The sequence below is a fragment of the Rhodospirillaceae bacterium genome, assembly GCA_016712715.1.
In the GTDB taxonomy this organism is placed as follows: domain Bacteria; phylum Pseudomonadota; class Alphaproteobacteria; order Dongiales; family Dongiaceae; genus Dongia.
In genome coordinates, this window is sequence record JADJQM010000001.1 from 1832347 (window position 1) to 1858389 (window position 26043).

21 protein-coding genes, 1 tRNA gene and 2 pseudogenes are annotated in these 26043 nt (G+C 63.2%); 9 read left to right on the forward strand and 15 right to left on the reverse strand.

Annotated features, from left to right (window positions below):
- Positions 1-10: 10 nt before the first annotated feature.
- A tRNA-Val gene (locus tag IPK59_08920) sits at positions 11-85 on the forward strand.
- A 65-nt stretch (positions 86-150) separates the two neighbouring features.
- Here IPK59_08920 and IPK59_08925 read toward each other — a convergent pair.
- The 7 genes and pseudogenes from IPK59_08925 to IPK59_08955 all read right to left on the reverse strand — a co-directional run bounded on the left by IPK59_08925 (position 151) and on the right by IPK59_08955 (position 10154).
- Positions 151-672, reverse strand: a complete 522-nt coding sequence (locus tag IPK59_08925; GenBank protein MBK8158863.1) for a peptidyl-prolyl cis-trans isomerase — start codon at positions 670-672, stop codon at positions 151-153.
- 307 nt (positions 673-979) lie between these two features.
- Positions 980-1641, reverse strand: a pseudogene (gene narI, locus IPK59_08930) (respiratory nitrate reductase subunit gamma).
- A 30-nt stretch (positions 1642-1671) separates the two neighbouring features.
- Complete coding sequence (gene narJ / locus IPK59_08935; GenBank protein ID MBK8158864.1) at positions 1672-2385, reverse strand: nitrate reductase molybdenum cofactor assembly chaperone; 714 nt, start codon at positions 2383-2385, stop codon at positions 1672-1674.
- Positions 2385-3904, reverse strand: a pseudogene (gene narH / locus IPK59_08940) (nitrate reductase subunit beta). The gene narJ and the pseudogene narH overlap by 1 nt, the downstream one beginning before the upstream one ends.
- 14 nt (positions 3905-3918) lie before the next feature.
- The gene (locus tag IPK59_08945; GenBank protein MBK8158865.1) at positions 3919-7671 is read right to left on the reverse strand and encodes a nitrate reductase subunit alpha; all 3753 of its coding nucleotides are present in this window, start codon (positions 7669-7671) and stop codon (positions 3919-3921) included.
- A 19-nt stretch (positions 7672-7690) separates the two neighbouring features.
- Positions 7691-9052: a NarK/NasA family nitrate transporter gene (locus IPK59_08950; protein MBK8158866.1), complete on the reverse strand. Its 1362-nt coding sequence runs from the start codon at positions 9050-9052 to the stop codon at positions 7691-7693.
- Positions 9036-10154 carry a NarK/NasA family nitrate transporter gene (locus tag IPK59_08955; protein MBK8158867.1) on the reverse strand — a complete coding sequence of 373 codons (1119 nt, stop codon included), beginning with the start codon at positions 10152-10154 and terminating at the stop codon, positions 9036-9038. The genes IPK59_08950 and IPK59_08955 overlap by 17 nt, the downstream gene beginning before the upstream one ends.
- Positions 10155-10418: 264 nt before the next feature.
- Between IPK59_08955 and IPK59_08960 the strand changes: the two genes are divergently transcribed.
- Positions 10419-11165 (forward strand): helix-turn-helix domain-containing protein, encoded by a 747-nt coding sequence (locus IPK59_08960; protein ID MBK8158868.1) that lies wholly within the window; start codon positions 10419-10421, stop codon positions 11163-11165.
- Between the two features lie 42 nt (positions 11166-11207).
- On the opposite strand, the gene IPK59_08965 is transcribed toward IPK59_08960, so the two are convergent.
- The 5 genes from IPK59_08965 to IPK59_08985 all read right to left on the reverse strand — a co-directional run bounded on the left by IPK59_08965 (position 11208) and on the right by IPK59_08985 (position 13763).
- Positions 11208-11636, reverse strand: coding sequence for a hemerythrin family protein (locus tag IPK59_08965; protein ID MBK8158869.1), 429 nt, complete (start codon positions 11634-11636; stop codon positions 11208-11210).
- 28 nt (positions 11637-11664) lie between these two features.
- Complete coding sequence (gene mobB / locus IPK59_08970; protein ID MBK8158870.1) at positions 11665-12225, reverse strand: molybdopterin-guanine dinucleotide biosynthesis protein B; 561 nt, start codon at positions 12223-12225, stop codon at positions 11665-11667.
- A 374-nt stretch (positions 12226-12599) separates the two neighbouring features.
- Positions 12600-12815: a CsbD family protein gene (locus IPK59_08975; protein ID MBK8158871.1), complete on the reverse strand. Its 216-nt coding sequence runs from the start codon at positions 12813-12815 to the stop codon at positions 12600-12602.
- A 62-nt stretch (positions 12816-12877) separates the two neighbouring features.
- Complete coding sequence (locus IPK59_08980; protein ID MBK8158872.1) at positions 12878-13381, reverse strand: DNA starvation/stationary phase protection protein; 504 nt, start codon at positions 13379-13381, stop codon at positions 12878-12880.
- A gap of 130 nt (positions 13382-13511) precedes the next feature.
- Entirely contained in the window at positions 13512-13763 is a 252-nt protein-coding gene (locus IPK59_08985) for a DUF883 family protein (GenBank protein ID MBK8158873.1), read from the reverse strand.
- Between the two features lie 376 nt (positions 13764-14139).
- Here IPK59_08985 and zwf point away from each other — a divergent pair, with 376 nt between their 5' ends.
- From zwf to IPK59_09015, 6 genes are read left to right on the forward strand one after another with little or no spacing between them, the layout of a single operon-like run.
- A complete protein-coding gene (zwf, locus tag IPK59_08990) occupies positions 14140-15630 on the forward strand; it encodes a glucose-6-phosphate dehydrogenase (GenBank protein ID MBK8158874.1) in 1491 nt (496 codons plus the stop codon).
- Positions 15630-16328 (forward strand): 6-phosphogluconolactonase, encoded by a 699-nt coding sequence (pgl, locus tag IPK59_08995; protein MBK8158875.1) that lies wholly within the window; start codon positions 15630-15632, stop codon positions 16326-16328. The genes zwf and pgl overlap by 1 nt, the downstream gene beginning before the upstream one ends.
- A gap of 8 nt (positions 16329-16336) precedes the next feature.
- Positions 16337-18157 carry a phosphogluconate dehydratase gene (locus tag IPK59_09000; GenBank protein MBK8158876.1) on the forward strand — a complete coding sequence of 607 codons (1821 nt, stop codon included), beginning with the start codon at positions 16337-16339 and terminating at the stop codon, positions 18155-18157.
- The gene (glk, locus tag IPK59_09005; protein ID MBK8158877.1) at positions 18154-19122 is read left to right on the forward strand and encodes a glucokinase; all 969 of its coding nucleotides are present in this window, start codon (positions 18154-18156) and stop codon (positions 19120-19122) included. Before IPK59_09000 ends, glk begins: the two co-directional genes overlap by 4 nt.
- Complete coding sequence (gene eda / locus IPK59_09010; GenBank protein MBK8158878.1) at positions 19119-19748, forward strand: bifunctional 4-hydroxy-2-oxoglutarate aldolase/2-dehydro-3-deoxy-phosphogluconate aldolase; 630 nt, start codon at positions 19119-19121, stop codon at positions 19746-19748. The genes glk and eda overlap by 4 nt, the downstream gene beginning before the upstream one ends.
- Before the next feature lie 54 nt (positions 19749-19802).
- A complete protein-coding gene (locus tag IPK59_09015; GenBank protein MBK8158879.1) occupies positions 19803-20285 on the forward strand; it encodes a PAS domain-containing protein in 483 nt (160 codons plus the stop codon).
- A gap of 3 nt (positions 20286-20288) precedes the next feature.
- On the opposite strand, the gene IPK59_09020 is transcribed toward IPK59_09015, so the two are convergent.
- The 3 genes from IPK59_09020 to IPK59_09030 are packed head-to-tail and all read right to left on the reverse strand — an operon-like array spanning position 20289 to position 24706.
- The gene (locus IPK59_09020; GenBank protein MBK8158880.1) at positions 20289-20939 is read right to left on the reverse strand and encodes an outer membrane lipoprotein carrier protein LolA; all 651 of its coding nucleotides are present in this window, start codon (positions 20937-20939) and stop codon (positions 20289-20291) included.
- 33 nt (positions 20940-20972) lie between these two features.
- Positions 20973-23432 carry a DNA translocase FtsK 4TM domain-containing protein gene (locus IPK59_09025; protein ID MBK8158881.1) on the reverse strand — a complete coding sequence of 820 codons (2460 nt, stop codon included), beginning with the start codon at positions 23430-23432 and terminating at the stop codon, positions 20973-20975.
- A 32-nt stretch (positions 23433-23464) separates the two neighbouring features.
- Positions 23465-24706, reverse strand: coding sequence for an aminotransferase class I/II-fold pyridoxal phosphate-dependent enzyme (locus IPK59_09030; protein MBK8158882.1), 1242 nt, complete (start codon positions 24704-24706; stop codon positions 23465-23467).
- Between the two features lie 378 nt (positions 24707-25084).
- Between IPK59_09030 and IPK59_09035 the strand changes: the two genes are divergently transcribed.
- The gene (locus IPK59_09035; GenBank protein ID MBK8158883.1) at positions 25085-26020 is read left to right on the forward strand and encodes a sugar kinase; all 936 of its coding nucleotides are present in this window, start codon (positions 25085-25087) and stop codon (positions 26018-26020) included.
- Positions 26021-26043 lie beyond the last annotated feature (23 nt).

Consider the following 26043-nt stretch of genomic DNA (forward strand, 5'->3'; position numbering starts at 1 on the left):
TCTTCAGGGCGGGTGCGTAGCTCAGCGGGAGAGCACTACCTTCACACGGTAGGGGTCACAGGTTCAATCCCTGTCGCACCCACCATTCAAGCATCTGAAATAGAATGCTTTTATGGATTCGCCTCGGCCCACGCCGCCACCGGGTTCACGTCATTGCACCAGGGGTGAATGGGCCGCCTCGATCTCGATCCCCTCGATCCTCGCCTGCCCCGCCAGCAGCATGATGTATTGCCGCGTCGCGGTGTGGAGCGATTGGGTGCGCAGGTAGCGGGCGATGGTGTCGCGGCTGACCTCGAACTCGGCCGGCACTGCATCCACTTTCCGGTCCAACTGGATCACATGGACGCCGTAGCGAGTCTCGACCGACAGCGGACAGAGTTCGCCGGCATTGAGGCTGAAGAGGTAGGTCTCGAATTCCGGCACGGTGTCACCGCGCGCGAGCAGCCCGAGACGGCCATCCTGTTTGCCGGACGGACAGGCGGAGTGGCGGGCCGCCAGTTCGGCAAATCTGTCCGGATCGGCCTGTAAGCTGGCGATGATCTCGGCCGCGAGCGCCTTGCCGGCCGTCCGTTCCTCGGCCTCGTCCGGGGCGATGCCAGCAGGATATGCCGCGCTTCGAACAGGGCAGGCGAGCCGAACTGGGCGCGGTTGTTGTCGAAGTAGCGGCGGCAACTTTCGTCATCTGGCTCGGGACAGCGGATTTCCCGCTCGATCAGGGCAGCGATCCGTGGATCGTCACCGAGATCGTCATCGGCTGATGCTTCTTCGGCCAGGCCCTGGCGGTTCGCCTCCTGCAGCAGGAGTTCCCGCACGACGAGCGCACGTGTCGCCGCTTCGCGCGCGTCGGCGAGGGAGCCAGCCGGGTGATGCTGCATCTCGCGCGCGATGTCGAATTCCGTGATCTCGACCCCGTCCACGCGGACGGGCACGATCTCCAGGACCGGCTCGGCTTTCTTGTTGCTATGACTGGCGCAGCTCATCACGACACCCTCTTTCCGGCGCGGCGGCGCACGACCTGATAGGGCCGCAGCACATAAAAGACCGGCGCGCTCCAGATATGGACCAGGCGGCTGAACGGGAACACCAGGAACAGGGTGAAACCGAGGATGAGGTGGGCCTGGTAGACCCAGGACAATTGGCCGATCGCCGCCGCATCGATCCCGCGCAGGGTCACCAGATGCTGGCAATATTCCGCCAGCACGACCATGACGCTGCCGTCGAGATGATGGCTCGACGAATAGATCGAGATCAGCCCCAGCACGAGTTGCGCCCAGAGCAGCAGCACGATGCAGATGTCCATATGCGAACTGGTGGCGCGGATGCGCGGATCGGTCAGCCGGCGATGGATGAGCAATGTGAGGCCGATGAAGCAGACCGTGCCGAACACGCCGCCGGCGATCATGGCGAGGAGCTGCTTCTGCTCGACGGTGACGAACAGGGTATAGAATTGGTGCGGCGTCAGCAGCCCCACCACATGGCCCATCATCAACAGCAGGATGTCGACATGGAACAGATTGGATCCCCAACGCAATTGCTTCGTGCGCAGCATCTGGCTGGGCCAGAGCGCCAGGAATATTGCTCGCGGTCGAAGCGGATGAGGCTGCCGACCAGGAAGACGCTGACGGCAACATATGGATAGATGCCGAAGGCAAGCTGGAGTGAAGAACTCGTTCATTTCTGCGCCTCCGTCATGGGGGATTGCGCGCCTTGCGCATTCATGCGGGCCAGCATCGCGCTCGCACGGCCGCAATCGCTGCTCTTCTGCGGGTCGTTGTCCGGACCGAACGCCACGGCCTGTTCTTCCCAGGCGCGGTCGATCGCTTCCGGCGTGTCGTCGCGCTCGACCTCCGCCACGTCAAGCAATGGCTTCACCCCGGCGAGATGGAGGAGATTGCCGAGCGGGATCGCATAGGGGCTTTCCCGCGTCAGCAGGCCCTTGTGGATACCTTGCAGGATCGGCGCCACATCCTTCAACCCGGCCTTTGCTTCCGCAAGCGGCAGCAGGGCCAGATATTCGAGATACATGGGGAGGAAATCGGGCAGCTCGGTTTCGTCGGCGAACAGGCCGGCGGCGCCATAGACCTCACGCAGATTGACCATGGCCATGCCGCGGTCGCGGGATTCGCCATGGACATGCTCGAAGAGATGGAGCGAGACCTGGCGCGACTTGTCGAACACACCGACATAGCTCTCCTGCGCCTCGATAAGGTCGCGCGCCGCCAGCGTGCCGGCAAAGCGCGCCAGCTCATCAAGCTGGGCACGTGGCAACAAGGCTTCCTGCCGCATGGCGGCCAGAATGTCCGGCACAGCCCCGACCACGGCCGCATCCGGATAGGTCAGCAGCCAGCCCAGGGCCTTGAAGGTCAGTGTCTGTTGCTGTGCCATCACACGGCCTCCTTTGCGCTTTTTGACTTCGGCTTCTGGCCGAACAGGCTGGCGGTCGAGGCGCCATCGGAACAGCCATTGCCGAAGGTGAAACCGCAGCCGCCTTTCATATCGAAGGTGTTCTCGGCATACTCGCGGTGCGTGCTGGGGATCACGAAGCGATCCTCATAGTTGGCGATGGCGAGATAGCGGTACATGTCATCGACCTCGGCCTGGGTGAGGCCGACACGGCTGAGCAGCGCCGTGTTCTCGACGCCGTCGACATGGCGGCCGCGCATGAAGGCGCGCATCGCCATCATCCGCTGCAGCGCCTGCTCGACCGGCTGCTCATCGCCGGCGGTAAGCAAGTTGGCGAGATACTTCATCGGGATGCGCAGCTTGGAGAGGTCCGGGAGATCGCCGTCCCAGCCGATCTTGCCGCTTTCGGCGGCACCCTGGATCGGCGACAAGGGCGGCACGTACCAGACCATCGGCAGGGTGCGGTATTCGGGGTGCAGCGGGAAGGCGATCTTCCACTCGATCGCCATCTTGAGGTCGGCGATTTCTGCGCGGCCTCAAGCCAGGCCTCGGGGATGCCGTCCTTGCGCGCCTGTTCCAGCACCGCCGGGTCGTTGGGGTTGAGGAAGATGTCGAGCTGGGCCTGATAGAGGTCCGTCTCCAGCGCAACACTGGCCGCTTCCTCGATGCGGTCGGCATCATAGAGGAGGACGCCCAGATAGCGGATGCGGCCGACGCAGGTTTCTGAACACACGGTCGGCTCACCGACCTCGATGCGCGGATAGCAGAAGGTGCATTTCTCGGCCTTGCCGCTCTGCCAGTTGTAGTAAATCTTCTTGTAGGGACAAGCGGAGACGCACATGCGCCAGCCGCGGCACTTGTCCTGGTCGACCAGGACGATACCGTCCTCCTCGCGCTTGTAGATCGAGCCTGAGGGACAGGCGGCGACGCAGGCCGGGTTGAGGCAATGTTCACAAAGGCGCGGCAGATAGAACATGAAGGTGTTCTCGAACTGGCCGTAGATTTCCTTCTGCACATTGTCGAAATTCTTGTCGAGGCTGCGCTTGCGGAACTCGGTGCCGAGGATCTCCTCCCAATTGGGACCCCATTCGATCTTCTCCATGCGCTCGCCGGTGATGAGCGAGCGCGGCCGCGCGGTGGGCGCTGCCTGCATCTCGGGTGCGTTGTGGAGATGCTCGTAGTCGAAGGTGAAGGGTTCGTAGTAATCGTCGATCTGCGGCAGGTTGGGGTTGGCGAAGATCTGCGCCAGCAGCCGCCACTTGCCGCCGATGCGCGGCTCGATGCGGCCATTGGCCTTGCGGCGCCAGCCGCCCTGCCACTTGTCCTGGTTCTCCCATTGCTTGGGATAGCCGATGCCGGGCTTGGTCTCGACATTGTTGAACCAGGCATATTCGACGCCTTCGCGGCTGGTCCAGACGTTCTTGCAGGTCACCGAGCAGGTATGGCAACCGATGCACTTGTCGAGGTTCAGCACCATGGCGATCTGAGCACGTATTTTCATGACTTTCGCCCTTCCTATTCCGCGGCCTTGGCGGGATCCGCCGGTTGATCCAGCCAGTCGACCTTGTCCATCTTGCGGACAATGACGAACTCGTCCCGGTTCGTGCCGATGGTGCCGTAGTAGTTGAAGCCCCAGCTCTGCTGGGCGTAGCCGCCGATCATATGCGTGGGCTTCGGACAGGTGCGGGTGACGGAATTATGGATGCCGCCGCGGGCACCGGTGATCTCGGAGCCCGGTACATTCACGATCTTTTCCTGGGCGTGGTACATCAGCACCATGCCTTCCGGCACGCGCTGGCTGACCACGGCGCGGGCGACCAGGGCGCCGTTGACGTTGAACGCCTCGATCCAGTCATTGTCCTCGATGCCGACCTTGGCGGCGTCGATCTCGCTCAACCACACGATCGGTCCACCGCGCGACAAGGTCAGCATGATGAGATTGTCGGTATAGGTCGAATGGATGCCCCATTTCTGGTGCGGTGTGATGAAGTTGAGGGCGATCTCCTTGTTGCCGTTGGAGTGCTTGCCCAGCATCGGGTGAATAGTCTTGGTATCCACCGGCGGCTTGTAGAGCGCGAAGCCCTCGCCGAAAGCCAGCATCCAGGCATGATCCTGGTAGAGCTGCTGGCGACCGGTCAGCGTGCGCCAGGGAATGAGCTCATGCACGTTGGTGTAGCCGGCATTGTAGGTGACATGCTCGGATTCGATGCCGCTCCAGGTCGGCGACGAGATGATCTTCCGGGGCTGCGCCTGCAGGTCGCGGAAACGCAGCTTGTCATCCTGGCGCGGCAAGGCGAGATGGGTGTGATCGAGCCCAGTGATCTTGCTCAAGGCCGCCCAGGCCTTGACCGAGACCTCGCCATTGGTTTCCGGGGCGAGCGTCAGGATCATCTCGGTGGCATCGATGTCGCTGCTGAGCCGCGGCATCCCCTTGGTGATCCCCTCCTCCAGCACCGCGCCGTTGAGCTGTTTCAGGAACTCGACCTCGTGGCTGGTGTTCCAGGCGATGCCCTTGCCGCCATTGCCGATCTTGGTCAGCAGCGGGCCGATCGCCGTGAACTTGCGGTAGGTGTTGGGATAGTCGCGTTCGACCACGGTCATCCCCGGCATGGTCTTGCCCGGGACCGGATCGCATTCGCCCTTGGTCCAATCCTTCGGTGTGAAGGGCTGGGCTAGTTCGCCCGGCGTGTCATGCATGATGGGCGTCGTCACCAGGTCCTTCTCGACGCCGAGATGCCCCACCACCAGCTCCGAGAACTTTGCCGCGATCCCCTTGAAGATGTGCCAGTCGGTGCGCGACTGCCAGGCGGGATCGACCGCCGCCGAGAGCGGGTGGATGAAGGGATGCATGTCGGAGGTGTTGAGATCGTTCTTTTCGTACCAAGTAGCGGTCGGCAACACGATGTCGGAATAGACAGCCGTGGTCGACATGCGGAAATCGATCGTCACCAGGAGATCGAGCTTGCCTTCCGGCGCCTTGTCCTGCCAGGGAACCTCGACCGGCTTCTGCTCGCCCATCTGCCCCAGATCCTTGCCCTGCACGCCATGGCTGGCGCCGAGCAGGTGCTTGAGGAAGTATTCATGCCCCTTGCCGCTGGACCCGAGCAGGTTCGAGCGCCAGACGAACATGTTGCGCGGATAGGCGCGCGGATCGTCCGGGTTGGTGCAGGCGAGTTCCACCTTGCCGGCCTTCAACTGCTCGACCGTGTAGGGGATCGGCTCCTTGCCGGCGGCGGCCGCATCGCGGGTCACCTGCAACGGATTGCTCATCAGCTGCGGTGCCGAGGGCAACCAGCCCATGCGTTCGGCACGGACGTTGTAATCGATGAGGCTGCCGGCCAGGGCGCTCTTGGCCATGTCCGGATCCGCCAGCGGCGAGAGGATGGTCTCGACCTTCAGCTTCTCGTAGCGCCATTGATCGGTATGGGCATAGAAGAACGAGGTCGAGTTCATCTGCCGCGACGGGCGATGCCAGTCGAGGGCGAAGGCGAGCGGCGTCCAGCCGGTCTGCGGGCGCAGTTTCTCCTGGCCGACATAATGCGACCAGCCGCCACCCGGCTGACCCACGCAACCGCACATCACCAGAAGATTGATGATCCCCCGATAGATCATGTCGCAATGGTACCAGTGGTTGACACCCGCCCCCAGAATCACCATCGAACGGCCCTTGGTCTTGTGGGCGTTCTCGGCGAATTCGCGTGCCGTCACGATGACATGGGCACGCGGCACCCCGGTGATCCTTTCCTGCCAGGCCGGGCTGTAGGGCTGGTCGTCATCGAAGCTGGTGGCGACATTGCCGCCGCCAAGGCCCCGATCGATGCCGTAATTGGCGAGCAGCAGGTCGTAAACGGTGGCGACCGTCACCTCGCCCTCCGCGGTCTGGATCTTCCGGACCGGCACATGGCGCATCAGGATGTCGTCATGCTCGGTATGCTGAAAATGCTCGTGACGCGCCCCGCCGAAATAGGGGAAGGCGACCGACGCCACCGCATCGCGCTCCTCGATGAGGCTGAGGCGCGGATGGATCTCGGCGCCGTTCAACCCGTCCTTCTCCTCGAGATTCCATTTTCCCTGCTGGCCCCAGCGGAAGCCGATCGAGCCATTGGGCGCCACGATGCGGCCGCTCTTCTCGTCGATGAGCAGCGTCTTCCATTCCGGGTTGTTAGCCTCGCCCAGCTTGTCGGCAAAGTCCGAGGCGCGCAGGAAACGGTCCGGCACCAGGCGGCCATCGCGCGACACCAGGCGCACCAGCATCGGCATGTCGCTGTACTTGCGGCAGTAATTGTCGAAATAGTCGCTCTTGCCCGGCACATGCCATTCCTTGAGGATGACATGGCCCATGGCCATGGCGAGGGCCGCGTCGGTGCCCTGCTTTGGGTGCAGCCACAGATCGGCGAATTTAGACGCTTCGCTGAAATCGGGCGAGACGACGACGGCCTTGGTGCCCTTGTAGCGCACCTCGGTGAAGAAATGGGCGTCCGGTGTCCGCGTCTGCGGCACGTTGGAGCCCCACAACATGATGAAGCCGGAATTGTACCAATCCGCCGATTCCGGCACGTCGGTCTGCTCGCCCCAGGTCTGCGGGCTGGAGGGCGGCAGATCGCAATACCAATCGTAGAAGCTCAAGGCCACGCCGCCGATGAGGCTTAAGTAGCGCGTGCCGGCGGCATAGGACACCATCGACATGGCCGGGATCGGCGAGAAGCCGACGACGCGGTCCGGACCCCAGACCTTGGCCGTGTGGACGTTGGCAGCCGCGATGATCTCGTTGGCTTCCTCCCAGGTGACGCGGACGAAGCCGCCGCGACCGCGGATCTCCTTATAGGATTTCGAGGCCACCGGATCGTTGACGATCGAGGCCCAGGCCGCCACCGGGTCCTTGTGCGTTTCCTTGGCCGCGCGCCACAGGCGAACGAGGCGACCGCGCACCATCGGATATTTCAGGCGGTTGGCGCTGTAGAGATACCAGGAATAGCTGGCGCCGCGCGAGCAGCCGCGCGGTTCGTGGTTGGGCAGGTCCGGGCGCGTGCGCGGATAGTCGGTCTGCTGCGTCTCCCAGGTGACGATACCGCCCTTGACGTAGACCTTCCAGCTGCACGACCCGGTGCAGTTGACACCGTGGGTCGAGCGCACGATGCGGTCATGGGCCCAGCGCTGGCGATAGGCATCTTCCCACTGGCGATCCTCGGTCGTGACCAGACCGTGGCCGTCGGAGAAATTCTCCTGCCGCTGCTTGAAATACATCAGTCGGTCCAGAAAATGGCTCATGGCTGTTTCTCCGCTTTAGTCAGCACTTCGCTTCGGCATTGGGCCGCGCGTAGTACCACCAGTTGATGCCGAAATTGACGAGGTAGAACACGGCCGCCGTCACGAAGAAGGCCGTGACGCCGCCGGTCCAGGAAATCGACTGCCCGATCATGATGCTGACCGCGAAGGGTCCATAGGCAGCGATGGCACCGGTGAAGCCGATGACGCCGCCCGCCTGGCGCGGCGGGAAGATCATCGGCATCTGCTTGAAGGTCGACGCGTTGCCGATGCCGGCGAAGAAGAAGATCGCGAGCATGAAGCCGACGAAATAGGGGAATTCCGCGAGGCTCTCCGGGGTCACGAAGAAGGTCACCGCGATCGTGCTGGCGATGAGACCGATGGCCGAGACGCTGGTGACCCGCGCGCCGCCATATTTGTCGGCGAGCGGTCCAGCGACTGTCCGCATGATCGACCCCACCAGCGGGCCATAGAAAGCATAGGTGAGCGGATCGGGTGCGCCCTCGAAGCCGCCATAGAGCTGCTTGATGAGCAGCGGGAAGGTGGCCGAGAAGCCGGCAAAAGAGCCGAAGGTCATCAGATAGAGGCTCGTCATCAACCAGGTATGCTTGTTCTTGTTGATGTCGAACTGTTCCTTGAAGCTCGCCCGCACCGGCACCGAGCGCAGGGTGAACCAGGCAATGACGGCAAAGACGAAGATGAAGGGCACGTAGATGAGCGCGGCGTTCTGCAGCCACACATCCTTGGTGGCCTCGCCCTTGGTAAAGAGCTGCGGGTCGCCGGCCAACGTGCCGAAGAAGGCAAGACCGATGATCCACGGCGTCACGAATTGCACGACGCTGACGCCGAGATTGCCGATGCCGGCCTGGATGGCCAGGGCCGTCCCCTGCAGGCGCTTCGGGAAGAACAGGCTGGTCGAGGGCATGAAGCTGGAGAAATTGCCGCCGCCCAACCCCGCGAGGAACGCAAAGGTCATCAGCACCCAGTAGGGCGTGGTCGGGTCCTGGATGATGATCACCCAGCCGATCGCCGGCAGCAGCAATGTCAGGCTGGAAATCGTCACGACATGGCGCGTGCCGTAAAGCGGCGTCAGCAGGTTGTGGATGAGGCGGAACGAGCCGCCGGCGAGACCCGGCATCGCCGTCAGCCAGAACAGTTCATCGGTGGTCAGTTGAAAGCCGATGCCTGGCAGCCGCACGACAAGCGCACTCACCAGGAACCAGATGGCGAAGGCCATGATGAGGTTGGCGGTCGTCACCCAGAGCGAGAGCCAGGCGCGACGCTTGCCCTCGTTTTCCCAGAAACCGGCATCCTCCGGCATCCAGCGCGAGAGCCAGGTGCGGCTGTCGAGGGCAGATTTCGTTTCGCTAGCGTCGGCTGGCATCATTCACTCCATCGATATCGATTAATGTGCCGACCGAGCCGACATGGTTCGGGTAATAGACCGGGATGTGCTTGTAGACGGCGGCCTTTCCGATCGCCATGAAGAAGCCGAGCACAAAGGTCAGGATGGTGAAGGGCACGATGTCGATCACCAGGCTGAAGCTGATGTCACCTTCGATGCCATGCACGACATAGTCGGTCGCCGGATAGCTGAGGATGAAGGTGCAGATGACGCTGACGATGAAGGTCCAGTACATCACGCGACGTGCACCGACCTTGTCGGACAACACGCCGCCCACCACCCGGAACAGCGATCCTGGGATGGAATAGGCAGCGCCCAACATGCCGGCCGTGCGGATATCGAGGCCATAGGCGCCGACGTAGTAATGCGGCAGCCACAGGGCCAGCGCCACGAAGGCGCCGAACACGAAGAAGTAATAGAGCGAGAAGCGCCAGACCTGGAGCGACATGAGCGGCTGCAACTGCTCCATGAAGCTCTGCCCCTTGGCACCGCTCTGGCGGCGTGCGCGGAGGCTCGGCTCATCTTCCGAGAGAAAATAGAACAGCACCGCGGTCACCAGGAGGACGCTGGCCCAGATCTGCGCCACGACCATCCAGCCAAAGGCCACCATGACGAAGGGGGCGATGAATTTGGTCACGGCCGAACCGACATTGCCCATGCCGAAGAAGCCGAGCACGGTGCCCTTGCGCTTGGCCGGCGCAAAATCGGCGACATAGGCCACACCCACGGCGAAGGAGCCACCGGCGATCCCCACGCCAAGGGCCGCCACCAGGAAGCCCGCATAGGTCGTCGCATAGGACAGCATCCAGGTAGCCGCCGCCGCCGCTACCATCACCAGCAGCAGCACGCGCCGCCCGCCGAACTGTTCCGTCCAGATGCCCAGCACCAAGCGAATGAGCGAGCCGACCAGGATCGGCAGGCCGACCAGGAAACCGAATTCGGTATCGTTAAGCGAGAGGTCCTGCTTGATCTGCACACCGATGATCGAAAAGATCGTCCAGACAGCAAAACAGATGGTGAAGCTGAAAGTACTGAGGCCCACAGCCCGCGTGAGTTCCCGGCTCTGCACCTGATCCTGGATTGTATGGTTGGCCACCGCGCGCTCCCTCGAATGTCTGGCGCTACGATTGGGCTTTGCGCTCGCCCATCCTTTGATATGAATCAATCAAGCGGTCGCCGGAACGCAATTTTCATTAGCTAGTTCAATAGCTTGACCACCATCAAGCCACCGCTTGATAAATGTCAATGAAACGCCAGGCATTCGCTGCCTATATTGAACCGCATTGTCGCTGTGTGCTTGGCGGTGCTACCGACAAGAGCAGACAAGTTGAAAGACTCGGGGGCCATGGACCTTTCCAATCTGGATTCGCTGACCGAAATGCCCTGGTTCGCGGCGCTGTCGGCAACGGCACTTGCGGAGGTGAAGGGACAGAGTTTCATTCAGTCGCAGCCGGCGGAGGCGATCCTGTTCGAGCAGGGCCAGACCGCACAGTTCCTGCACGTCATCTTGACCGGACGCGTGGCTCTGGTGGGATCGTCGACGGCGCACAGCGATCCGGATCATGCGGCGGAGCTGGAAGCAACCGATCAATCGCCAGCCATCGACCGGGAAGCGATCATCGAAATTTTCGGTGCGGGTGACGTGGTGACGATCGCCGCGGTGCTGCTCAACCTGCCCTATATGATGTCGGCGCGCGTCATCGCGCCCAGCCGCATTGCCTATATCCCGGCGTCACTCATTCGTCACTGCCTGGATCACGACGCCGGCTTCGCCAGGGAAGTGGCGCTGATGCTGGCCCGGCACTGGCGCCTGCTGTCGCGCCAGCTCAAGGATCAGAAATTGCGCTCGGGCACGCAGCGCCTCGGGGCCTATCTCCTTACCCTGTCCGACGGACGCACCAGCGGCAGGGCCGAGATCGAGATGCCGATGGATCGCCGCACCCTGGCAAGCTGGCTCGGCATGTCGGCCGAAAATCTGTCGCGCGCGCTGGCGCAACTGAAGTCGGTTGGCATCCGCGTCAGCGGGCGCCGCGCGGTGATCGACGACATCGCCCGTATCCGCGCCTTCTGCCTCGAGGATGATCTCAGATAGACGCCCTACGTTGTCCCGCGCGATGCCACGGGACTTGTTGCGTCATAGTCCAGCTTCGTTCAGCAAGTGGGATTTGTAGTCGAGATCATGGCGCACAATGATGTCGACCAAAGTCAGCTCGAGTGAGCCGATCATCCTCCTGTGCTGCGGGTCGCTGCCATCGACCGCTGCCACGGTCGCGGATAGTTCCTGCAGCTTGGCAATGATCCTTTGATGTTGCGCCACATGTTCGTCGCAGCGAGGGAATCCGGCCTGCCGGAGGACCCGTTCTTCGCAGTGAAAGTGCTCGGTGCAATCCTTGACGAAGTCGTCAATGCCTGCCCGCACCTGATCCCATGAACCACCCTCTTCGACCAGTTTCTTCACCCGGTTGCTCTCCGCGAGCAGGCGAATATGCTGGGCATCGAGCTCGGCATTACCCGTCTCGAAGATTGTCGACCAGGGGACATCATGAGGCGCGCGGGGGGCCATGACTGTCCCTCCTCGGTCGAACGACCGGTCAGTTTCCACGTCGTCCAGCATGCATGGGAACCTTGCTATTCGAAGCGGAGACGACCCGATCGCCGGTCCTGGTTGCGCAGGCATTGGCCAGGATGAACGTCACGATCCGGTCGACCGCGTCCGGCGCGAAGCACGGCAAAAGCGAAACCACTGGCTCGTTGGTGACAAGAGCGAGGATTGAGGGATCGTCCGGATAGCTCGGGCGCCGATCCTGACCCGCCAGCACGATCTCACATTTGGGGTATGGGGCGAGGTGAAATCCTTCGATCAACACCAGATCGGTCGGCGACAGCCGTGCCAGCAGCGCATCGATATCAGGCTCCGTCGGCTGGTCGTATTCGGACATGATGGCATAGCGAAAGGCATTCGCGATCATGACCTCGCCCGCGCCGGCCTGCCGATGGGCGTAGCTTTCCTTGCCGGGCCGATCCAGATCAATCTCATCGCCCACCCGCTTCAAGGTAGAGACGCCGACACCCCGTGCCCTGAGCGCTTCGACCAATTGCGGAACCAGCCTGTTCTTGCCCCGGCAATTGCCGATAATTCCGAACGCGCGCATCTTTGTGCCTCTTCTTGTCGATGGCCACTGCATCATCTGGCCAGGATCGATTGTCAGCAGCCGGGCGCCCTCAGGTCTTGACGCAGATCAACCGATCCTTGATGTCTGCCGACTTTCTTTCTTCAATCGTCATTCATCATAACCAGGCATGATTCACCTCATGCGACCGCATGACATTCATCAAGTGGCGATAGCAAGACCTGGGCGACGTTCCGGTCATCTGGATCCGGTATGGATGAAAATCTTCGTCAGGGCATCAACACTGACGGCGCGGAGACCTCGCCATGCGCCTCGGTCGCCGTCAGGTCGGCCCAAACAAACACGGCCCGCGGTTTCCCGCGAGCCATGTCGTTGTCCGACCGGTGGCTGATCGATTAGTTCGACCACAGGTCCTTGTTGGCGGTACGGAAGCTCTCGATCTGCTTCTCGGCATCTTCCTTGGCAACGCCATAGCGCTCCTGGATTTTGCCGACGAGCTGATCCTGGTGGCCTTCGAGCTGGGTGATATCGTCGTCAGTGAGCTTGCCCCACTGTTCCTTCACCTTGCCCTTGAGCTGCTTCCAGTTGCCGGCGATCTGATCCTGATTCATGTTTCTCTCCTTCTCGATTGTTTACACTCTGGATGAACGTTCTCTCCGCAATTTGGTTCCGTTCAACTCATCAGGGCGCGCAGCATCCACACGGCCTTTTCATGGATGTGCAATCGGCTGGTCAGGAGATCGGCCGTTGCCATGTCACCGACCCCGTCCGCCATTTCAATCACCGCGCGGAATGACCGCGACAAGGTTTCATGATCGGCAATGAGCGCGTTGATCATGACTTCGCCGGACTGCGTGCCGTCGGCATCCTGGATCTGTGTCAGCTTGGCGAACTGCCCGAAACCTGCCGGCGCCGGATGGCCCAGCGCTCGAATGCGCTCGGCAATGACGTCGATGGCGGCCGCCAACTCTTCATATTGCGCCTGGGTCAGTTTGTGCAGGCCATAGAAGAGCGGCCCGACCACATTCCAATGAAAGCCCTGCGTCTTGATATAAAGGGCGTAAGTATCGGCGAGCGCCTTGGCGACGCCTTCGGCCACCGCCTTGCGATCGCTGTTCTGGATACCGGTCTTGACGTTTTCGATATGTGTCTTGGCCTGCAGGACTTCTGCGCTCATGTTCTGGCTCCTTGTGGATTTTGGACATTCGTCGCGCGCCATGCGCCGCTGCGGCGATTGCAATCTGCAAATAGGAACAGGACCAGGCGGAGATGGTTCCCGTCTGGTCCTGCGTCGAATTCACGCGCCTTTAGCGGCGACCGAGCAGATAGCCCGCGAGCGCTCCAATTGCGAGGGTCACGCCCAGCGCCGCGAGCGGGCGTTCCGATACGCGCGCACTCACATTCTTCACCGCGGCGCCGGCTTCCGCCTGCACACGTTCGGCACCTTCCTTGACCGCGTCATTGGCCTGGGCAAATTTGTCGCGCATGGTGTTGGCGGCCGTCTTGGCGGCTTCGCCGGCTTCTTCGAGGGTCGGGCGGGCGGCGGTATAGTTGCTCATGTCTCACTCCATCTATGCTCTGGCTTTTGTTCTGGGGCACCGGACGTCCGGCGGTCGTCCTCTTGTCGGGAATGAACCGGGAGCGGCGCCAAAAGTTGCCGCCGGTTCCCGATGTTTGATCGATGTTACAGCCCTCGATCCGGTCGACGAATTTCCCCTCGTTTTTCGCGTGGAATGCCCCGCGCCGCGCGGGCATCGCCCTAATTGATTCGAGATTCGGGACCCTCCTGAAATAATTCGGAGGCGGTCACCTCAAGAAATGACGCCTGCGGTGCGTTTGAAGGCTGGCACCTTGCGGCGCGACCGGGCAAACTGGCGCCTCCTGGATGACCCACCCGGCGCGCCACGCGTCGACCCACTCCCCTAGGGACCTGACATGCAGCGTAACACCCTGATTTCGCAGCCATTCGACATGATCGTTTTCGGCGGCCGCGGCGACCTCGCCCGCCGCAAGCTCATTCCGGCGCTCTACCATCTCGACCGCGAGCGGCGGCTGCCCGATGACGGCCGCATCATCGCCGTCTCCCGCGGCGCCATGGCAAACGACGCGTTCGTCCAGATGATGCATGACGATTGCCAGACCTATTCGACCAATGGCAGCGACGTGCAATTCGACGAAATCTCGTGGGCCCGCTTCGCCCAGCGCCTCACCTATCTCGGCCTCGATGCCACGGACGCGAAGAGCTATGACAGCCTGGCACTGCTGCTGAAGGGCCGCGAGGAGGTCATCCGCGCCTTTTACCTGGCGACGGCGCCCGACATCTTCGGCCCCATCGCCGCCAATCTGAAGGCCCTTAACCTGGTGACCCGGGAATCCCGCCTGGTGCTGGAAAAGCCGCTCGGCCACGATCTCGCCTCGGCCCATGAAATCAACGCCGCCGTCGCCAGGGCCTTTGCCGAGCCGCAGACCTACCGGATCGATCATTATCTCGGTAAGGAGACGGTGCAGAACCTGATGGTGCTGCGCTTCGCCAATGCGCTGTTCGAGCCGCTGTGGAACCGCACCCATATCGAACAGGTGCAGATCTCGGTGGCCGAGACGGTCGGTGTCGGCGGGCGCTGGAAGTACTACAATGAATCCGGCGCGCTGCGCGACATGATCCAGAACCATCTGCTGCAGCTGGTCTGCCTCACGGCCATGGAACCGCCCAGCACCCTTGATGCCGACATGATCCGCGACGAAAAGCTGAAAGTGCTGCGTGCCCTGCAGCCGATCCATGCCGCCGACGTGGCCATGGCGACCGTGCGCGGCCAGTATCGCGCCGGGTCGATCGACGGCAAGACGGTGCCCGGCTATCTTGAGGAATCAGACGCCGATCCCGTCAGCAACACCGAAACCTTCGTCGCCATCAAGATCGGCATCGACAATTGGCGCTGGGCCGGCGTACCGTTTTATGTCCGCACCGGCAAGCGCCTGCCGGCGCGTTCTTCGGAAATCGTCGTTCAGTTCAAAACGCCGCCGCACTCGCCCTATCCCGCTTCCGCCGGCACGATCCATCCCAACAAGCTGGTGATGCGCCTGCAGCCCGACGAGGGCATCCGCCTCGTCATGCTCAACAAGGGCAGGGGACCCGGCGAGTTGAAGCTGCACCAGACCGCCCTCGACCTCTCTTTCGCCGAGACCTTCGGCGGCCGTTCGCCCGACGCCTATGAGCGCCTGTTGCTCGATGTCATCCGCGGCCGCCCGGCCCTCTTCATGCGCCTCGATGAACTGGAAGCAGCCTGGCGCTGGACCGACGGCATCCTGCAGGGCTGGGCCGATACCGCGCTCGCGGCAAAGCCCTATGCGGCCGGCTCCTGGGGACCCACGGCGGCGATCTCGCTCATCGAGCGCGACGGCCGCACCTGGCATGAGGACGACATTTAGTGTCCTTCACGGAGACCCGATATGACAGCCGCGCAGCGCTCGCTGCGGCGGTGGCTGCGCGTATCGCCGACGATCTCGCCGCAGCGATTGAGAAGAATGGTGCTGCCGGCCTGATCGTCCCCGGCGGCACGACACCGGTCGCCGTGTTTGATGCCCTGGCCCGGATGCCCCTTGCCTGGGACAAGGTCACGGTCCTGCCCTGCGACGAACGCTGGGTCCCGCGCTTTCACGCCGACAGCAATGAAGGGCTCATCCACCACCATCTGCAGCAGGGCGAAGCCAAGGCAGTCAATCTGCTGGGCCTCTATCGCCCCCTGCCGACACCTGGCGATGCTATTGCGGAAATCGCCGCGTCGCTCCGGACAATCCCGCGGCCCTTCGCCAGCGTCTTTCTCGGCATGGGCGAAGACGGGCATTTTGCCTCGCTCTTTCCCGGCCACGCCGAAACCGCGCCGGCCCTCGATCTCAATACCGATGCTGCCGTCATGGTCTTGGCGGAGCCCGCCAAGGGCCATCCCCGCATCGGCCTCACCCTGGCCACATTGCTCGACACGCCGCGCATTCTGCTGGCGGTAACGGGTGCGGAAAAACGGATTGTGCTCCAGCGCGCCATCGCCAATATCAATGACGACAGCCTGCCGATCGCGGCCCTGCTCCGGCAGACACGGACCCCGGTCGACATCCTCCTGAGCGAATGAGGACCATCATGCACCCCACCATCCAAGCCGTTACCGAGCGCATCCGCGCCCGCAGCCAGGATAGCCGGGCGAGATATCTTGCCCGCATCGGCGACACCAAGGGCAAAGGTGTCAAGCGCGGGCATCTCTCCTGCGGCAACCTCGCCCATGGCTTTGCCGCCTGTTCAGCGGACGAGAAAGCGGCACTCGCCGGCACCGCGGTGCCCAATCTCGGCATCGTCTCTGCCTATAACGACATGCTCTCGGCCCACCAGCCGTTCAAGGATTATCCGGAAACGATCCGCGACGCGGTGGCCGGTCATGCGACGGCACAATTTGCCGGCGGTGTGCCCGCCATGTGCGATGGCGTCACCCAAGGCCAGACCGGCATGGAATTGTCACTGTTCAGCCGCGACGTCATCGCCATGGCGACTGCCGTCTCGCTCTCCCACGACATGTTCGACGCCGCCTTGATGCTGGGTGTCTGCGACAAGATCGTGCCGGGTCTCCTCATCGGTGCCTTGAGCTTCGGTCATCTGCCGACCGTCTTCGTGCCGGCGGGGCCGATGCCCTCGGGCCTCCCCAATGCCGAGAAATCCCGCATCCGCCAGCTCTATGCCGAAGGCAAAGTCGGCCGCAAGGAGTTGCTGGAAGCCGAGGCCGCGTCCTACCACGCTGCCGGCACCTGCACCTTCTACGGGACCGCCAACAGCAACCAGATGCTGATGGAAGTGATGGGTCTGCACATGCCGGGTGCCGCCTTCGTCAATCCAGGGACACCCTTGCGCGCGGCCCTCACCGCCGCTGCGGCGAAGCGCGTCGCGGGTGCGACCGCCCTTGGCAATGACTATCGCCCGATCGGCGAGATCGTCGACGAGAAGGCCATCGTCAACGCCATCGTCGGGTTGGTGGCAACCGGCGGCTCGACCAACCACACGATCCATCTCATTGCCGTGGCGGCGGCCGCCGGCGTCAAGATCGACTGGGCCGACTTCGCCGAGATCTCCGGCGTCACACCTCTGCTCTGCCGCATCTATCCCAACGGCCAGGCCGATGTGAACTACTTCCAGGCCGCAGGTGGCTTCGGCTTCCTGGTGCGCGAGTTGCTGGATGCGGGGCTCCTCCACCGCGATGTAAAGACCCTGGTCGGTGATGATCTCGGCACCTATGCGCAGGAGCCTTATCTCGAAGGCGACCATCTGAAATGGCGCGATGCGCCGCCACAATCCCTCGACCGCGATGTGCTGCGCCCGGTGAGCGATCCCTTCGCACCCGAAGGCGGCATCCATGTACTGGGCGGCAATCTCGGCCAATCAGTGATCAAGGTTTCGGCCGTGAAGACCGCCCACCGGGTGATCGAGGCGCCCGCAATGGTCTTCACCAGCCAGCAGGCGGTCCAGAAGGCGTTCAAGGACGGCAAGCTCCACCGTGACGTCATCGTCGTGGTGAAGGGCCAGGGCCCCCGGGCCAACGGCATGCCGGAACTGCATCAATTGACGCCGGCCCTGGGCGTACTGCTCGACCTCGGCTACAAGGTGGCGCTGGTGACCGACGGCCGCATGTCGGGGGCGTCGGGCAAGGTGCCGGCCGCCATTCATCTCTCGCCCGAGGCCGTGGCCGGTGGCCCCATCGCCCGCATCCAGGATGGCGACATCATCCGCCTCGACACCGAAACCGATCAGCTCACCTTGAAGGTCGACGCGGCTGCTCTGGCGGCGCGTGACGTCGCGCTGCCCGATATCAGCGGCAATGCGAGCGGTTGCGGGCGCGAACTCTTCGCGGCATTCCGCGCCCAGGCTAGCGGGGCGCATCTGGGGGCGGCGAGCTTCGGATGGGAAGGCATCGTATGAGTGCACGCAGCCTCGCCCTCGTCGCCGATATAGGCGGCACCAATGCGCGCTTTGCCTTGCGTCGTCCCGGCGTCGACGGCCTGGAGAAAATGAAGACGCTGTCGGCCGCCGATTACCCTAACATCGACAATGCCATCACCACCTATCTCGACTGGGCGGAAGCCACACCGACCGAAGCCTGCTTTGCCGTGGCCTGTCCCGCGCGCGAAGACCAGATTGAGTTCACCAATTCGACCTGGCATTTCTCGCGCGCCGAGACCGCAGCCCTTTTCGGCTGGCAGCGATTCGAGACGGTCAACGATTTCGAGGCCCTCGCCTTGGGTGTTCCCCATGTGAAGCCGGAAGGCCTCCATGCCGTGCGCCGCGGCACCATCGAAACCAAGGGCGCCTGCGCCGTGCTCGGTCCCGGCACCGGCTTTGGCGTCTCCGGCCTCATCTGCGACCGCCATGGCGGCTGGGTGGCCCTGGCCGGCGAAGGTGGCCATGTCGGCTTCGCGCCGCAGGACGAGCTGGAGGTCGAGCTGCTGCGCTATCTGCAGGCGCGCTTCGGCCGTGTTTCCTGCGAGCGGCTGCTCTCCGGCGACGGCCTCGTCAACATCTACGAGTTCCTCTGCGTGCAAGCCGGCAAGCCCGCCGAGCGACCGACACCCGCCGAGATCACCGCGCGCGGCCTGGAACAGGGCGAGCGCATCGCTCGCGATGCGCTGCGCCGCTTCTGTGCCATCTTAGGGTCGGCCGCCGGCGATCTGGCGCTCATCCTCGGGTCGACCGGCGGCGTCTATATCGGCGGCGGCATCGTCCCGCGCCTCCTTCCCATCCTGCTCGACAGCAAGTTCGAGGAACGCTTTGCCAATAAGGGCCGTCTGTCCTCGCTCTTGGCGGCGATGCCGATCTTCGTCATTCTCGACAACACCCTGGCGCTGCTCGGTGCCGCCGCCACGCTCAACACACAAGGTGACCAATGACTCCCATCGCCGCGCTCATCCGTCAGACACGCGCCATTCCCGTCATCGTGATCGATGCGATCGAGGATGCGCTCCCCTTGGCCCAGGCGCTCCGCGCCGGCGGCCTCAGCAGCATGGAGATCACCCTGCGCACCGCTGCCGGACTTGAAGCGGTCAAGCGCCTGAAAGGCGCCGTAGAGGGTCTCTCGGTCGGTGTCGGCACCGTTTTGTCATCGGATGATCTGAAGCGCGCCCATGAAGCCGGCGCTGACTTCGCGGTCAGCCCGGGCTTCTCGGAAGATATCGTGAAGCGCGCCCTCGATCTTGGCCTGCCCTATCTGCCGGGTGCTGCGACACCGGGCGAGGTGATGCGCGGCCGAGCACTCGGCCTCGATGCGTTTAAGTTCTTCCCTGCCTCGACCCTGGGAGGCCCGGCCACGTTGAAGGCCTGGGGCGATGTGTTCCCGGACAACCATTTCTGCCCGACCGGCGGTGTCTCCTCCGACAACGCGGCCGACTATCTGGCCCTGGCGCATGTCGCTGCTGTCGGATCGTCGATGCCGGCGCCCCGGAAGATGGTCCAGGAAAGGAAATGGGACGAGATCAAGGCCCTCAGCCACCAGTTTGTGGCATCGACACATATCTGAGGATCGCCTAGCATACCCGCTACTTTTTTGTGGTTTTTGGCAGATGAGGGAAACTTGGGAGAACGCGGCCAGTATCAGCGCATCATCGGGGCTGGTTTCCTGGAGATCTGCTCGCCGCGGATAAAACGGGCTTACGAATATTGGGACAGCAAGCGCCGCGGCCGGCCGATGCCGTCACGCGCCGACATCGACCCCAACGAGATCCGCGACCTGCTGCCCGGGATCATCCTGATCGATGTCGCCCACGATCCGCTGCGCCTCACCTATCGCCTGGTGGGAACGGATGAGGTCGAAGCGCGCGGCTACGATCCGACCGGCAAGGACGTCAAAGAGCATGTCTTTGCCGTGACGCCGGATTTCGGCATGGAGACCTACGTCCTCGCCGCTGAGCGCGGTGTCGTGGTTTACGACCAGGAACCCTGGGCCGCCCCCAATCCCAGATTGGCCGAGGTCGGCTCCGTCGTCATGCCGCTCTCCAGCGACGGGCGGATCGTCAACAAGCTGATGGCCTTTTGCGATTACCGTCGTTCGGATTAAGGATCAGTTCTGCTTCTTCGGGACCTTGAACAGGTCCTGGTCCAGCTCGACACCGAACTGTGCCTCGAACAGGCCGACGCGCACTTCCTCGCTCTTCTGATCGACCACGATCCACTGCCGCAGTTCCAGCGGCCGGTCGCCCAGTTCCAGAATCACCTTGCCTTCATCCGCATCGTCTGTCTGGCGGATGCTGATTTCGAACGCGGCCGGCGACCGCTGGAACGCCGTCACGGTGACGTCGCCGCCCAGTTCAATATCGTCCTTCAGCAGGAACCAGAGCGGTGAGGCCGAGACCGGCACGCGGTTGATCTGGTCAAGTTCGGGATCGTAATAATGCAGCGACACGCTGTCCGAGACGATCAACATCGGTGAGGGCGGTTCGTATTCGATGCGGATGAAGCCCGGCCGCTTCAGATAGATGGTGCCGAAGGCGATGCCACCCTTCTCGGAATATTGCTGGAACTTCGCCTTCATCGTCGTGATGCCGTTGAGGTAATCCTGGATCCGCTTGAGATCCGTCTCATCCTCCGGCGTGAGGTTGGCGGGAACGGCGCGCGCAAATGCCGGTCGCGCCAGCGGTCCCAAGGCGGTCAGCAAGGCAAGGCTGCCGGCCATGGTCATGAGATGGCGGCGGGAAACAGTGTATTCATTCACGATTGGCAGACCTTTCGATTAATCTTAGCAGCCTTAGTCATCCAGCCCACGGGCAAGCACTTCGCGCTTGCCGACATGGTTGGCGGTGCTGACGACGCCTTCCTTTTCCATGCGCTCGATGATGCGCGCGGCCCGGTTGTAACCGATCTGGAGATGCCGCTGCACAAAGCTGACCGATGCCTTCTTCTCGCGCGTGATGATGGCGACCGCCTTGTCATAGAGTTCGTCGCCCGAGCCACCGCCCGGTTCACCGTCAAAGCTCTCAAGCCCGCCGGCCTCTTCATCGTCCTGCGTCACTTCCTCAATGTAAGCCGGCTCGCCCTGTTCCTTCAGGAAGCGCACGATCGATTCCACCTCTCGGTCCGAAACGAACGGGCCGTGAACGCGGGTGATGCGACCGCCATTGGCCATATAGAGCATGTCGCCCTGTCCCAACAGCTGCTCGGCGCCCATCTCACCAAGAATTGTTCGGCTGTCGATCTTGGTGGTGACGTGGAAGCTGATCCGGGTCGGGAAATTGGCCTTGATCGTGCCGGTGATCACATCGACCGACGGCCTTTGTGTTGCCATGATGATGTGAATGCCGGCGGCGCGTGCCATCTGTGCCAGGCGCTGGATCGCCGCCTCGATCTCCTTGCCCGCCACCAGCATGAGATCGGCCATCTCGTCGACCACAACGACGATGAACGGCAAAGCGGTGAGGTCAAACGGCTCTTCCTCATAGACCGGCTGACCGCTTTCGAGATCGAAGCCGGTCTGCACGCGGCGCGTCAGCGTTTCGCCGGCCACCCGTGCCTGTTCCAGGCGCTGGTTAAAGCCGTCGATGTTGCGCACGCCGAGCTTCGACATGGCGCGGTAGCGGTTCTCCATCTCGCGCACGGTCCATTTGAGCGCCACGACCGCCTTCTTGGGTTCGGTCACGACCGGCGACAGGAGATGCGGGATCCCGTCATAGACCGAAAGCTCGATCATCTTGGGATCGACCATGATGAATCGGCAATTCGCCGGAGAATGGCGATAGAGCAGCGACAGGATCATGGTGTTGATGGCGACCGACTTGCCGGAGCCCGTGGTACCGGCGATGAGGAGATGCGGCATGCGCGCGAGATCAACCACGATCGGCGCACCACCGATATCCTTGCCCAGCACGAGGGCGAGGCGGCTCTGCGAATTCTGATAGCTGTCGTCTTCGATGAGTTCGCGGAACGCCACCGTCTCTCGCTCGCGGTTGGGGAGCTCGATGCCGATGACACTTCGGCCCGGCACAACGGCGATGCGCACGGAAACAGCACTCATCGAGCGCGCGACGTCGTCGGCGAGGCCCACGACGCGGCTGGTCTTTGTGCCGGGGGCCGGTTCGAGTTCATAGAGTGTCACCACCGGGCCGGGGCGCACCTTGACGATCTCGCCCTTGACGCCGAAATCGTCGAGTACGGTTTCGAGCAGCCGCGCATTCTTCTCCAGGCTCTCTTCATTGATGCGCTGCACGGCGAGATTGGCGGTCGGCATGGCGAGGATATCGATCGGCGGCAATTCGAAAGCGCTCTCTTCCAGCACCAGCTTGGCCTGGCGTGAGTCCTTCTTCGCGGGTTTCGCCTTGTCCTTGCTCTTGGCCGGGGGAGCCGCAACCAGGCGCTCCGCCTTGTCGCCGCGCACGCGCTCATAGCCATCGCTTTCGGCGATGCGGCTGGGGATCTCGATGGCGACGCGGCTACGCTCGCTCGTCTCGCCGGCAAGGCGCGGTTCACGCCGCATCGCCTCGCGCGCATCGTCACTGCGGCTAAAGCGCGGCAGGCGCAGCTTGAAGCCGGAGCCACCCATGCCGGCGCGGCCGCGATCGATCACCTCACCCATGTTGCGCCCCATGCGCGCGACACCGCGCCCGAAGCGCACATAGCCGCCAAGGCCGATGCCAAGGCTGTGATAGAGCGACCACAGGCCCAGCGCCAGGAACCCCAGGGCGAGCAGCCGGCTGAGGAGACTGATCTCCATGCCGCCCACGAAGGGCGCCACCAGCCCGGTGATCCCGCCGGCGCCATCGGAACCCACCAGGATCATGTGACCAGCGAGACCGCCGAGGCCCGCGATCCACGGCCAGGTGCCGGTGCCAGGCAGCGCTGCGAAGGCCGCGGCGATGAGCAGGCTGGTGACCGGCAGCAGGATGAGTTTCAGCCACATGCGGTGGATCCCGTGATCGCGCAGCAGCGCAACACCCCAGGCCAGCAAGGCCGCCGGCGGCACCAGGGCGGCAAGGCCCAGGCCCTGCAGCAGGAAATCGGCAAAGACCGCGCCGGGTGCGCCCATCACATTGGCGACGGGCTGGTCGGCGGCGCGGTTGAAACTTGGATCGGCGCCATTGGCCGTCAGTAGCGCCAGGAGATAGGCAAGCCCCGCCAGCACCAGCACGATGCCAACGCCTTCCAGCAATCGCCGCAGCACGAAGGAGGAGAATCCACCCGGCCCACCGAACCCAAATCCCGATTGCAGTGCCATGCCGCCGCCTCGTGCCCCGTTGCCAGCCATGCTCATCGACCTCTGCGTGAAATTCCAGACATTGCGCCGGCACCTTCCAACGATCCCAGCACCGACGCCATCCGCCCCAGGGCGCCCGCCAGTTGCGACGGTTCATAGACCAGCGCCACGCGGATGAAGGCGGCACCCGGATTGTGCCCCTTGGCATCGACCCGCGCCATGTAGCCGCCCGGCAGCACCTTGATCGCCGCCTGTCGCCACAACTCCACCGCTGCCTTCTCCCCATCGCCGACATCGAGCCACAGGAAGAAGCCACCGGCCGGCTTCACTTGGCCGAAGATCGGCCCCAACGCCTGTTGCGCAAGATCGAAGCTCGCCTGGTAGCGCGCGCGATTCTCCGCGACATGGGCCTCGTCCGACCACAGCAAGGTCGACGCCGCCAGCACCGGCAGCGGGACCGCAACACCGCCGTAATTGATCAGTTGCACCTGGCGCGAAATATATCGCGCATCGCCCGCGACGAAGCCGGAACGCATGCCGGGCGCACTTGAGCGCTTGGAGAGCGAATGAAACGCCAAGAGATTGTCGCACGACCCCGAGGCCTGCGCCGCTTCGATGGCGCCGGGCGGTGGTGCATCGCTGTAGATCTCGGCATAACATTCATCGGCCGCGATCAGGAAATCATGTTGGCGTGCCAGCACCAGCCAGCGCCGCCAGAAATCCGGTGACCCCACCGAGCCTTGTGGATTGGCGGGCGAGCAGAGATAGACCATCGCGGCCTGCTTCAGCAGGTCCACCGGCACGGCATCTGGATCGGGCAGGAAACCCGTCTCCGGTCCCGCCGGCAGAAAGGCCGGCTCGCCGCCAGCCACCACCGCCGCGCCGGCATAGGTGTGATAGAAGGGATTGGCCATCAGGACCTTCCCCTTGCCCTTGGGTGCTCCCATGGCGACGGCGGAAAGGGCGATGTGGAACAGCCCCTCGCGTGTGCCGGAGACCGGCACGATCATCCTGTCGGCATCGATGAAGGCACTCTCCACCCCATAGCGCCGCATGAGCCAGCCCTTGGCCGCGGCGCGGAATTCCGGATTGCCCGCGGTCGGCGGATACTTGCTCCAGCTCTCTTTTGCGTTAGCGATCGCGTCCGTGGCGAAGGCCGGCGGCTGAAACTGCGGCTCGCCCAGCGATAACAGCAAAGGCGTATTGCCGCCGCCCGGTTGCACGGTTTCCAGCAGCTTGTTGAGCCGGGTGAAGGGGTGGAACTGGGCAAGCGACTCGACGCGATCCTGATTCATTCTCGAAACCCTGGCCCGCAAGGGCAAAAATGCAAGCTACATCAAAGCGCGACTCGGATGCGACTCGGAACCGGTACAAACCAGCACAAGCCGGGAACGACACTAATCTCTGAAGTGTGTGCCATCAAGTGATTGTATTGACGCAGATTCCGATCCACAAGACGGTTCCGTGGTTGCGGTCCCGATAGGTTCCGCCTGCGTTCGACTGTGCACGATTTCGTAAATAGTGCATTAAACGTAATACGCACTACTGTTTTTATCATAATTCTCAGCTTATGTCGCCCCAGCGTGACGGCGCAGGCAGGAGCGGTTGCCGGTCCTCGCAAACTTTGCCACCCGGTGAAGCTATGGTAAGGCTGCCGCACCCGGCCGATCCCCATGACGAGGAATCCCTTGAAGAGCATAGCGTCCATCGGCGAATGCATGGTCGAGTTCGCCCCCGATGGCGGCGGCGCCTGGCGCATGGGCTTTGCCGGCGACACCTTCAACACGCTGTGGACCCTGCGCGGCCTGCTGCCGGCGACAATTCGGACCGACTATGTCTCGGCCTTCGGCGATGATGATTTTTCGCGTCGGCAACTGGCCTTCTTTGCCGAACATGGCATCGGCACCGCCGAGAGCCCCTGCCTGAAGGGCGGCCGCCCCGGCCTCTACGCCATCACACTCGACGGCCATGAGCGCAGCTTCACCTATTGGCGCAGCGATGCCGTGGCGCGCCACCTCGCCGATGATCCGGCGCTGCTGCGCACAAGCCTTGGCAAGCGCGACCTCATCTATTTCTCGGGCATCACGCTGGCCATCCTGGCAACACCCGCGCGGGCCAATTTGATGCAGGCCCTGGCCGAGGCCCGCGCCGCCGGCAGCAGACTTGCCTTCGACCCAAATTACCGCGCCCGCCTCTGGCCCAAATTGACCGAGGCGCGCGCCGCCATCACCGCGGCGCTGCAGCTTGCCGACATCGCCCTCCCCACCCATGACGACGAGAAGCAGTTGTTCGGTGATGCCGACCCCGACGCCACCGTGCGGCGGCTGCGTGGCCTCGGCGTCCCGGAATTCGTGGTGAAGGATGGCGGCAAGCCGGCCTTGCTCGGCACCGCCACCGGCATCGAGGAAATTCCCGCGGCGACGGCCGCGCAACTGGTCGACACGTCCGGCGCCGGCGACGCCTTCAACGGCGCCTATCTCAGCGCCCGCCTGCAGGACCAGGAACCACGCGCCGCCACCCTGCTCGCCCACCGTGTGGCGGCGATCGCCATCGGCGTACGAGGTGCCCTCACCCCCTTCGACAAGCTGGCGACCGCGCGCCAACCCTGACCCGCCCGAAACGACGTCATCAT